The organism is Ferrimonas senticii DSM 18821, assembly GCF_000422665.1.
GTDB classification, from domain to species: Bacteria; Pseudomonadota; Gammaproteobacteria; order Enterobacterales; family Shewanellaceae; genus Ferrimonas; species Ferrimonas senticii.
This window is the reverse complement of the sequence record NZ_AUGM01000004.1, coordinates 228779-239857: the sequence shown is the minus strand read 5'-3', so window position 1 is coordinate 239857 and position 11079 is coordinate 228779. Positions and strand designations below refer to the sequence as shown.

Here is an 11079-nt window from a genome sequence, read left to right as displayed (position 1 = left end):
GCTTATAATGATTGAGTTTTTAGCCGAATACCTGAGTAAACCTGTTGATCCCAATGCCACCGATCCCAGCGATGAGCGCCAAGCACTGGCGAAACAGCTAAAACGTCTACCACACGCCGACGATGCCATCGAACTGCTCAAACGGTATCGACCGAAATTGGCCAGCCTGCGGCACTGTGAACAGTTCGCTATTCAATTATTGACCGTCGCTGAACGCACCCGCCTTGATGGTAGTTTCGAATTGTGGCTGCAAGCAGCGGTACGCTACCCGCTCAATGCGATGGCATGCCGAATGACGATGCGATGGTACCTGCGCAACAAAGACCCTGAGACCGGGCTGCAGATGCTACTGCAAGCCACACCAGATCGGGGAAAGGATCGTTTGCAAACTCAAGTGGCATTGCAAGGTCTGGCAGAACTGCAACTGTTTACCGAATTGGATAATTTGCTACTGCCATTCTTGAAACAGCACCCACGAGAAAAAGCCTTACGCAACCGCTACATCGTAGTGCTGGCACAACAAGAGCGCTACGAAGAAGCACTGGCGATTGCCGCCGAGTTGCCAGCCAACACCCAGTTTTCCGAAGCGATGCAGCAACGCTTAATCGAGATAGAAGTTAACAGTAAACTGCCGCGAAAAAACCTCCCAAACCGCCCTGAAGCATTAGGAGAACTGGTACAACAATTTCAGCAACGCATGCCGCAAAGCCTCCCAAAGCCCAGCAGCAGTGAGCCACTAAAGGTCTGTTTTTTTACTGGCCAATTAGGCAGTGGCGGCGCCGAACGTCAGCTAAGTCGAATGGCGGCGCAATTGAACCTTCTACCCCCCAAGCAACGTACCATCGAGCCGTTCGTATGCGTTCGACATGCTAAGCCAGAATTAAAAAGCGATTTTTTTGCTCCGGTGTTGCAACGCGCTCAAGTACCAATTATTCAGCTGAATGACCAACCACAACGACAACTGGAAGAAGTGGTGGCCGATCCTAGCCAGCAAACCTTATTAAAAGAGACTACCGCAAGTCTAAGAGAACCGATCTTAGCGCTAGTCGAGGTACTGCGGCAGCAACAAACCGAGGTACTCTACGTCTGGCAAGATGGCGCGGTGATCATTGGCGTTGTTGCTGCGCTAATCGCCCGGGTGCCAAAGATTATCTGCAGTTTTCGCGGCATGCCGCCGTGCCATCGTCCTGAGCTAATGCGTGCCGAAATGCCCGCCATCTACCGCGCGATGATCACCGTCCCAGGGGTCGAATTTAGCGCCAATAGCCGCATCGCCGCTGATAGCTACGCTCAATGGCTAAGGTTTCAACCCAGCCGCTTCAGCATCATCCCCAACGTCGTCAACGACTTTACCCAACAACCGTTGCCTGCAAGTGTCAACAATGACCAACGGCTTTGGCAACGCATCGTCGAACAATCCCCTAGGTGCCAACATACCGTGGTTGGGATTTTCCGCTATGACGACAACAAGCGGCCACTGTTTTGGGTTGATGTCGCCGCAGAATACAGCCGCAACCACCCTGACACCCGCTTCATTATTGTTGGCAGAGGCAAACTTCAACAAGCGGCAGAGGATCGCATCAAAGCCCTTGGCGTTGAGCATCAAGTGTTTATCGCAGGGGTGTCATTTGCGGTGCCATTTTGGTTAAAAAAAGCCGATCTGTTAATGCATTTAGCCCGCCTAGAAGGTTTGCCCAATGTGGTTATAGAAGCGCAAATCGCAGGAACACCAGTGTTATCCACGCCCGCAGGGGGGGTACCAGAGATCGTCGATCATGACGTAACCGGCCACATTCTCAGTGAGGCCCACGACCCCAGTTCGGATGAGATTCAACAGGCACTGGCCATGCTGTTGAATGACCCGCTGCGACTCACGCGAATGGCAACCCAAGCGCGGCTGCAGTCCTGTCGTCGCCACGATCCTGAGCACATTTTGGCAATGACCCAACAACTGTTTTTTGGCCATCCGCAAATGCCGCCAATCAACCGTGAATTAACACTCTCGAATACAGGTTAAGGATCACCGCAAATGAAACGGATTTTAGTCACCGGCAGCGCCGGATTTATAGGTTTTCATCTTGCCAAACTACTGCTAGAGCAGGGCTTTGAGGTAATCGGCTATGACGGCATGACCGATTACTATGACGTCAACATCAAGCGCGAACGACACCGAATTCTCGCCCAGTACCCCCGCTTTCAAAGCCAACAGTCGATGCTTGAGGACTATCAAGCGTTGACGCAACTGTGCCGCCAGCAGCGGCCACAGATCATCATTCATCTAGCTGCCCAAGCTGGGGTTCGTTACTCGCTGGAAAATCCACGCGCCTACACCGATTCCAATCTGGTTGGCACCTTTAATGTTCTCGAGTGTGCGCGTGAACTTAACGTCGAGCACCTGTTAATGGCATCCACGTCCAGCGTCTACGGCGCCAACACCGAGATGCCATTTAATGAGCGACAACCCTGCGATACCCCATTGACTTATTACGCCGCGACCAAAAAAGCCAACGAAGCGATGGGTCACTCGTACGCTCATATCTACGATTTACCGGTAACCATGTTTCGATTCTTTACCGTGTATGGCCCCTACGGGCGACCCGATCTAGCACTGTTTAAGTTCGTACATGCCGCCCTTAATGGCGACGCTATTGACGTTTATAACCACGGCGATATGGCTCGTGATTTTACCTACGTTGATGACCTGGTATTTGGCATCCGACAACTAATGGATGCCATACCTGCAGCCAAAGATCAGCGTCACACCACGACGCCACTGCCCAATGACAGTCTCAGCCCCGCCGCACCGTATCGGGTGGTAAATATTGGCAACTCCGACAAAATAAAACTGATGGACTTTATCAGCGAAATCGAGCGCAAGTTGGGGATGACGATTCGCAAAAATATGCTTCCGATGCAACTGGGGGATGTGCCAGCAACTTGGGCCGATGCCGGGTTACTGCAAAGCCTAACCGATTTTCGCCCCAATACGCCGATCGCCAAGGGGATCTCAGAATTTGTTGATTGGTACCGTAACTATTACGGGGTGTAGTTTGTGACAACATCGCCAAACTTACGTGCAGCAAACACTCAAGGACTGAGCCTACATCCGCGGCTCATCGCCTTGATGCAACGAGAGCGCGCCACCCGGTTTGCCGGCGGCCAACTTGGTTCGTTGTGGGCTTATCTCACCCCAATATTCTGGATTGGCTTGGTGGCATTGGCATTTAACCTGCTTGGTCGGGCGTCACCAATTCCCACCAATCCGGCACTCTTCGTGGCCACCGGGATCCTCCCCTACGCGTTGGTGCGCCAGGCCATCACCTCGATGAATCGCAGCGTCGTTGCCAATCGGTTCTTGCCGATCCTGCCGCGCGTTACGCTCGCAGACGTGCTAATGGCAACGGCGTTGCTAGAGTGGTTTAACGGTTTAATCACCGCAGCGGTGGTCTTCAGCCTAATCGCCCTATGGTTTGCCCTACCCGCCCCAAACGATCTTAGCGTGGTGCTGCTGGCACTGTCACTGGCTTGGTTACTGGGGGTCGCAACCGGCAACTTGTTTGCCGCCATTGGCCGAGTCAGCGATACCTTTGCCCGTAGTGTGCCACTGTTTTTGCGGCCCCTGTTTTGGCTTTCGGCAATCTTCTACATCAGCGCCGAAGTGCCAGTCACCTTTGTCTACTGGCTTAACTTCAATCCGCTGGTGCACGTGATTGAACTGCTACGCGAAGGCTACTTCTTCGGCTATCAAGCCGTACTAAGTAATGGTGCCTACCCATTCTATTTTTCGCTGTGCTGCTTACTGCTATCGCATCTGATTAACGATTGGATCGAGCACCATAAACTCAGCCGACATCGCGCATGATCCAGCTAATTGATGTGTCATTCCAATACCCAGACACACCACCGCTACTGCAGGGCGTCTCGGTGCAATTTCAGCCACAACAGCGGATCGGCATTATCGCCCTACCCGGCGCGGGCAAAAGCACCCTCGCTAAATTGTTATGTGGTGCCATTAACCCAAGCCAAGGCGCCCTTCTTCGTGATGGCAGCATCTCATGGCCACTGGGATTTGCTGGGCTATTTCATCCGGAACTTAACGCCGTCGACAATCTGCAATTGTTGGCCAACAGCAGCGGCGAATCATTCACTGCGATGCTGGATTGGGCGATTCTGTTTGGTGGCCTTGGCGACACGCTTGATAAACCGTTAAAACTGTTTACTCCGCAACAGCGTGCCATGCTGGGCTATTGCTGCTCGCTGGCGATCCCGACCGATTGGTTGCTAGCGGATGAAACACTCGCGGTCGGCGGACGACCAATGCTGGCGCAATGTGAACAAGCGCTGCAACAGCGTCTGCGGCATAGTGGTTTAATTTTCATCAGCAAAAATACCCAACAATTAAAAAAGCACTGCCAGCGATTTTTTGCCCTAATCGATGGCCAACTGATCGAGTGCCCCGATGTCGATATCGCCGAGCAAGTTTTGGCGCAATGGCATCCACATAGGAGCCTTTCCAATGGCCGAAGAGTCCAATAATAATCAGTCACCAGCCAAACAAACCGCCGAGGAGAATGAACGACTCGCCAAATGGCGCGCAGAACGGGCGGCGGTTGCAGAACAACAAAAGCAGCAGCGTCTTGCTGAAAAAGAGCAACAGCAACAACGGCAACAACAAGCCAATCGGGAAGCAGCGCAAGCGCTGATCCCAACTGCCGAAGCCGTGCCAGACAGCCAGTTACAGTACCGCCAGCGGCAAACGGCACAGCGACGCCAACTTCGGCAGCAATTGCTTCTGTTAGTGCTGTTGCCTACGTTAATGGTGTTTGTCTATCAAAGCGTTATCGCGACTCCGCTGTTTACCGCTAAAACCGTACTTAGCGTCTCATCAAAACAAGGGGAGGATACGGTATCAACCTTAGGTGGTTTGACCGGCCTTGGCGGCCAAACCTCGCGGATGGATGTGCACAGCGCCTTGGCTTTTTTGCACTCACACGAACTACTAGAACAACTCGAACATCACCAAGGAACGCTGTCCCGATTAAGTTCTGACCGCGTTGATCCTTTCTATCGGTTGCGCAATCTGCCGCTACTGATGTCCAGCATCAACAGCCGCGCTGCTGGTTTCATCAAATCATCAATGGACATTCAGTCGGGGTTAATCACCCTTGAGGTTCAAGATCTCACCCCCGAAGATGCGCTGCGCGGCAGCGCCCTGATCACCCAACTGGTCAGCCGAAAAACCGACGAATTAAGCAATCAGTTATTCAGCAGTCGCTTGTCCAGCGTTAATCAAACTGTCGCCGAAGCACGCCAAACATTGACGGATGCCACCTTACAGCTAACCCAATTACAACTCGATAGTGGCCTTCAAGATCCGATGACCCACTTAAGTTTGGCCTATCAAAACATTGCCACCATGGAAAATGAGTTACTTGCCATTCAACTGCAATTAGAAAAATTTCAGGCCAGCAACAGCAATAACGCGCAAACCAGAATTCTTAAACAGCAACAACTACAGTTGCGCCAACGCCTCGACAACGCTCGCGCCAACTTACTCAATGGCAACGGTGACGGCCAGATGAATCAGTTGATCCGCCGTTACAATCAGGCTCAGTTGGAGGTTCAAATCGCCTCAGAAATTCTGACTGCCGCCTTACAAGCGCAAACCGAAACCGAGCAAGAGGCGGCGCTCGGACGAAGCATGGTGCAGATCGTAGTGGGCCCGCAGGTTCAATCTACCGCCAGTCACCCCCGAGTGTTGCAGAGCACACTGCTGGCGGCAGTCTGCTTTTATATGCTGTTCTTGCTGGTAAGGCTGGTTCGACGAGGGTAGTTTCACATAGTTTAAGTGGGAAACCCGAAAGAACAGCCACCGCCAAATCGACAACGGCCAATCGGCGGTAAATTTAAGACATAAAAAAACGGCTTAGCATTTCTGCTAAGCCGTTGATTTATATGGCAGGGGTAGACGGGCTCGAACCGCCAACACCCGGATTTGGAATGAGTTATTTCGGTGTATCTGATTCATGGCAAGTATCTCCCTTGAACCATTTTGCATGTAATCTCACCTTGCATCGAAAGGGCATCATGCAAGCTTTATCGGCAACCGAATGTTACTGAAACGCCCATTTACGATTTAACTGCTCTATTACCTTACTTCAGAGTCGAGAACACACATTTTTTAACGTGCTTATTCATATATTCTACTTTTTTCAACCATACATTTCATCTCATAAGATAAATTCAACCCTTCTTCAATTAATACCGGACTTAAATCCATATACATAGATTCTGAGCAAATATGCATGATAGCCCCTGATGTATATATTGAAACTTCATCACTTATCGGTTCTCCATCAAGATATTTCCTTACTATAAAACACATCATAGCAAGTGCGTACTCATCATCATTGAAATTTTCTAGAGCATTTATATTACGCCTCATCCAATCCATATTAGGAATCAATGATATTTCTTGTGCTAATTTTCTAGACAACCCAGTTCGCATTAACAAATCTATTAGCCGAGCCCGTCTCTTTACGGTTTTGAAGAACCCAAACATATAAATCACCTCTGCATTAATGATAGATTTATTGGTTATGTTTCGAAGCACCATACAACAATAATAATGTCGAATTTTAGATGGGCATCACAAAAATTCAAAATTTGCCATGATACAAAACAATCAACATCCCTCAACATTCAGGTGAATTTATTTTTGCTTTTTTTAGAAATATAACTCTATCGAGAAAATGCCAACTGCTTTTGGAGGCTATTGGCCACCAAATTAATACTGTTGATGACTGCGCATTAGCATTACATTTTGCAAAAATATTATACACAACAAACTTCTCATCTATTACTGAATTCATACATGAAAGAAAAAACATTGAAAATGTATTTTTTAAGACTTGCCAATATAACTCTTACCTTGTCAGAGAATCTTATAATAAGACAATTGAAAGCATCGAACAAATTAATGAGACCCTTTGGCTTAACGAAATAGAGAAGAAACTAATCGAAATATCTAAAAGTAAAGATGTTCTGTCCAGTAAAAATAAAGGTGAAATTTGTGAATGCTTTAAAAAGGCCCAAGAAATCATCCGCACCCCCACTATAATGCGCAAGGAAAAAACTAACGGCAACCTACTTAAAAATAATGAAAAATCGCCTTGCACACCAACAGCAAAAAACTTTAGATCACAAAGCATTGAGTTTAATGTTAAAGGGGTATCTTTCTCCAACAGCGACGGAACAAGTCGGCAGGAAATACTTAGACATGTAAATGCTGGAGATTTAGTAGATATTCAACATGAATATCTAAACACATACCACAGCAAGGCTTTAATGGTGATGACAAAATTAGGATGCATTGGGTATGTACCAAGAATCCTAGCAGATGAAATTTTTGAGGACTTATTTCACCTTAAGAGCGCAATGATTGTTTCTATAGGTAAAACAAGCAACTCACTCTATGGGTGCATCATTAAAATCACCTTCAACTATGAAGTTAACTTAACATATGACCATCACCATTTAATAAGCAAGGAAGATGAAGGGATAGCAATTATCGAAGAAATCATCAAAAACATGAAGCACCATGAGTCAATTGACGATATAAAAAGAATATCTATTAAAATCGAAGAAAATAGAAAATCAAGTCAGACTTTTTCGAATCATATGTATGATGACTATGGTGACTATGATGAAATAGATTATTACGACAATTTAAATCCAGATGAAGGTTATGACTATGGTATAGACATGGGATACCTTGAGGATGGAGATTAATTCATGAAAGCAAAGATTTATCATAGAATAATCAATTATCGGAAACTTGGTAACCTTCTACTTTTACATCCAAAAACTAAATTTCAAACCCTGATTATAGCAATGGGACATTGCCGATTATGTAGCAGAGATGACGACCACAATGCGTCTGACAGCCATCGCGAGATAGTTAGAGATTGTCAGCAATCGGTGCCCTACATTGCTAACATCAAGGTCTGAAATTTAAAGCCCGATCCAGTGCGAATCGGGCTTCTAGCTCAGTTCAGGTTATGCTGCTAGCTTCTCAGCAGCATCAGCGTTGTATGTCTCAAGCATCAACACAGCGTCATCAACCTCGTCTGGATGAAACACCAAGGTCAAATCCACAGTCGGGTACTGACGAGCAAACCAAGACAGTAGTGGCAGCATACGCGACGTGATTGGTAAGCGTGCGGTCAACAACTTACGGCTCTTAGCGTTCGCTAAGTCCTGCTTAGTGATGCCCCCGATACCATCGACATCAAACATGGCCACCAACTTGTCATAGTGACCTCGTGGGGCGCGTTGTGGCGCTTCTGGCAAACCCCAACCACCCTGTACGATAGCTCGCAGCATCTGTACCTTAAAAATGCCCTCTGAACCATCTTCTAGGTACTTAACACCTGTACCCTTGAGGTAACGGCGAACCTTGTAAAAGTCCATCCAGCTCTCCCAATCCTCCATCGTCTTCAAGCAGTGGCTTGCCCGCCACTCATCGAAGTAAGTTCGAGCGTCTAAAGCCTCATCAACCGTGCTCCATGGAACGGTATCGAACGATAGATGCTCCACTATTTCACCGCTAACGGGATGACGTACTGTCACCATACGGGGGGTTACAGGCCGACGCTTAAAGTCCCACTCAAGGTTCAGCGTTTGTTCGGTGTGGATGCTGATCAAGTCCAATTCTTTTAACCACATCTCACGAGCCGATGCCAAATGACTGCGTTCAATCTTCTGTTTCGGATAACGGTCTAAAAACAGCTCGACCATCCAAGCATTCTCGTCGACACCTTTCGGTGGTTTAACCCCTGCCTTAGCACATACCGGCTTGGTGTCACCCAATTCAGTGGTTAATTGCCCACGAGTTTTCATCGAAACAATCTGCTTTGCATGATGCTTGAGTTGCATCATGTCCTCGCCACTGACCTCATTGCAGATGTGCTGGAACCGTTTGGCCAATGGACCATCTAGACATTTATCCAGTTGCTCTTGCGTAGCATTGGTAAGAAATCCGTCTGTCGTTGCGCTAACGATTTGCACCTGTTCATCCATCGTTAGCTTGCGGATAATCTCCATCATCGTGGCACGAACAAATCCCGTGGCATGAGCAGCATAATGCGCATTGGTCACTGGCGAGTAGGGGATCTTACTGCTTAACCCAGATGAAACATCGAAACCCGACTTTTCCCGAAGTCCCTGCCCGACCTTTCCGTACAACGTATTGCCGATCAGTTTCCAAAGCTGGTCATAAAGCTCATTGCCCTCCCGTTTATACTTCGACCGTTGCTCGCGAATGATCTTAGTGAAAGCCTTAAACTGCGATACCGAGCCACTTTTCCATGGAATAACCTGACCATGAAGGATCTCAATCTCGACACCAGCATCATGAGCTAGTTGTAACTCTGGCGCTGTCACATATGTTTCGCCTTCTAATGGGTAATAAATCCCACGCAAGTCAGTTCGACACGGTAATAACCCCCACTTGGTGCCCTCTGGATGCTTAAAGCGCACATAAGCAAAGCCCATGGTGTGACCTAGGTAATCTTCAAGGTTCTTCGATTCAAACGAGTTCAGGTAATCGGCTTCGAGAATGTCAACCAATGCCGTGGTGTACGCACCAGACAAGTCATAATCGTTATAGTCGCCCTGCTCTGTTACCCCAAAGTACGCCCCAAAGTTGGCACCACCATAGAAGCAATGCACGGCCAGCGCATCGGTATATTCACGGCTTACGGTTTTGGCTATCGTGACAGATTTGCGTATGCCATTGCTCTTGGCGTGAAAATACTCGCTCTTGCGTTTCTCGTACCCCAAGAACTCATGCATCTGATCCACACCACCGCCCGTATGCTTGAACAGAGACACCGCAAAGTTGCCCAGCGTTGAAGGCAATTGCTTCAGCTCTAGTCCGGTATCTTCGCGCATATCAACCAAAGCGAACTGCTGCATTTTAAGGCCGTATTCCAAGGCAATTTGGGCATCGCGTACGGCGTAACGTTCAAATAAGCCCCGATCTTCGCAGTACAAATCGTCCATACGCGCGATCATGCCGTCAGCCAAGTTCATCTTTGGAATGCCAACAAGCTCACCGATGTCATCGAGTGAAGCCTTGCTACTTAACAACATTGTGTCGATGAAACGCACCTTGGTTTCAATCACGTTGTTACCGCCACAATAAAACTTGGTATTTTCAGTCTTGTACTTGCTGCGTCCAATCGACGCTAGATCAATGCCATACGCACCACGACCCGATGTGATCGAGCCTTGAACCGCAGTGAAACAGTTAGCCTTATTTTTACCCTTTGTACCGATATTCCAGAACTCGTCAAAGGAAGCAATGTCAGCCCGTAAAAAGTGCGCATAGATAAATGTATGCTCAGGCCATTCGTCGATAAACCCACGAGCTTTAGCCTTGAGCAACAACTCTTGAATGAACTGGTCGAAGTTGGCCTTGTAGCCCTTAGTGCTGTTAGCTAGTTGCTTGCGCTTTAACATCTCCTCGTCTTTCGTCAGCCCTTGATCACGACATTGTTTGATCAACTTTGCCATCTCGGTCGACTTAACGCCTTTGAAGGTCTTGTCGCCAGCGCGAACGCAATACGAGTAACACAAAATATCGTTTTTCCCCGTCTCTGGGTTGAAGACCCACTCGGAGTCAATCGCGATGTGCACTGCCTTACCCTTGCCACGGAGCGCTGCCCATGGTGCAGAACGCACGCCGTCAAAGAATATCTTTATTTGACGATCGCGCAGCTCAACGGCAGCGTTATGTGCCGACTTAAAGTTAAAGAACTGTCGCAGCGTTTCGTCGGTAGCATCTTGGTCGATACCGCGCTCAAGCGCAGTAATAAACCGCGTAAGCTCTTGATCCACAAGCACCACCTCCTGACGCGAACTATTGTATTTTTCGTTATCGTTGAACATTTATAAAACCTCACTAAATAAAGATGGCGAGATCATTTAGATGCAATGATCCCGCCGAACATCGGATAAAAACTGGCAAAATAGACGGCTATAAATGGTGCGCTCAACTGAGACTGGTGCAATATC

Annotated in this window: 8 protein-coding genes; 6 read left to right on the top strand and 2 right to left on the bottom strand. The window is 48.1% G+C overall.

Annotated features, from left to right (window positions below; translation table 11 throughout):
• Window positions 1–7: 7 nt before the first annotated feature.
• From G506_RS0104705 to G506_RS0104685, 5 genes are all read left to right on the top strand, one after another.
• Window positions 8–2017, top strand: coding sequence for a glycosyltransferase (locus G506_RS0104705; protein WP_028115867.1), 2010 nt, complete (start codon window positions 8–10; stop codon window positions 2015–2017).
• 12 nt (window positions 2018–2029) lie between these two features.
• The gene (locus G506_RS0104700) at window positions 2030–3049 is read left to right on the top strand and encodes an NAD-dependent epimerase/dehydratase family protein (protein WP_028115866.1); all 1020 of its coding nucleotides are present in this window, start codon (window positions 2030–2032) and stop codon (window positions 3047–3049) included.
• A gap of 75 nt (window positions 3050–3124) precedes the next feature.
• Entirely contained in the window at window positions 3125–3862 is a 738-nt protein-coding gene (locus G506_RS0104695; protein ID WP_028115865.1) for an ABC transporter permease, read from the top strand.
• A complete protein-coding gene (locus G506_RS0104690; RefSeq protein ID WP_028115864.1) occupies window positions 3859–4536 on the top strand; it encodes an ATP-binding cassette domain-containing protein in 678 nt (225 codons plus the stop codon). Before G506_RS0104695 ends, G506_RS0104690 begins: the two co-directional genes overlap by 4 nt.
• Window positions 4517–5833: a hypothetical protein gene (locus tag G506_RS0104685; RefSeq protein WP_028115863.1), complete on the top strand. Its 1317-nt coding sequence runs from the start codon at window positions 4517–4519 to the stop codon at window positions 5831–5833. Before G506_RS0104690 ends, G506_RS0104685 begins: the two co-directional genes overlap by 20 nt.
• A gap of 357 nt (window positions 5834–6190) precedes the next feature.
• Here the strand turns inward: G506_RS0104685 and G506_RS0104680 are convergent, their stop codons facing one another.
• Window positions 6191–6508, bottom strand: a complete 318-nt coding sequence (locus tag G506_RS0104680) for a hypothetical protein (RefSeq protein ID WP_156904792.1) — start codon at window positions 6506–6508, stop codon at window positions 6191–6193.
• Window positions 6509–6765: 257 nt separating this feature from the next.
• On the opposite strand from G506_RS0104680, the gene G506_RS20300 reads away from it, so the two are divergent.
• Entirely contained in the window at window positions 6766–7791 is a 1026-nt protein-coding gene (locus G506_RS20300; RefSeq protein ID WP_028115861.1) for a hypothetical protein, read from the top strand.
• Between the two features lie 267 nt (window positions 7792–8058).
• Here G506_RS20300 and G506_RS18775 read toward each other — a convergent pair whose 3' ends face one another.
• Window positions 8059–10953, bottom strand: coding sequence for a DNA polymerase (locus G506_RS18775; protein WP_156904791.1), 2895 nt, complete (start codon window positions 10951–10953; stop codon window positions 8059–8061).
• Window positions 10954–11079 lie beyond the last annotated feature (126 nt).

What these genes read in the sequence shown, in the direction of transcription:
- G506_RS0104690 (WP_028115864.1), top strand. Translation starts at nt 3,859, where the DNA reads ATGATCCAGCTAATTGATGTGTCATTCCAATACCCAGACACACCACCG.
- G506_RS18775 (WP_156904791.1), bottom strand. Translation starts at nt 10,953, where the DNA reads ATGTTCAACGATAACGAAAAATACAATAGTTCGCGTCAGGAGGTGGTG.
- G506_RS0104680 (WP_156904792.1), bottom strand. Translation starts at nt 6,508, where the DNA reads ATGCGAACTGGGTTGTCTAGAAAATTAGCACAAGAAATATCATTGATT.
- G506_RS0104705 (WP_028115867.1), top strand. Translation starts at nt 8, where the DNA reads ATGATTGAGTTTTTAGCCGAATACCTGAGTAAACCTGTTGATCCCAAT.
- G506_RS0104700 (WP_028115866.1), top strand. Translation starts at nt 2,030, where the DNA reads ATGAAACGGATTTTAGTCACCGGCAGCGCCGGATTTATAGGTTTTCAT.
- G506_RS0104685 (WP_028115863.1), top strand. Translation starts at nt 4,517, where the DNA reads ATGGCCGAAGAGTCCAATAATAATCAGTCACCAGCCAAACAAACCGCC.
- G506_RS0104695 (WP_028115865.1), top strand. Translation starts at nt 3,125, where the DNA reads ATGCAACGAGAGCGCGCCACCCGGTTTGCCGGCGGCCAACTTGGTTCG.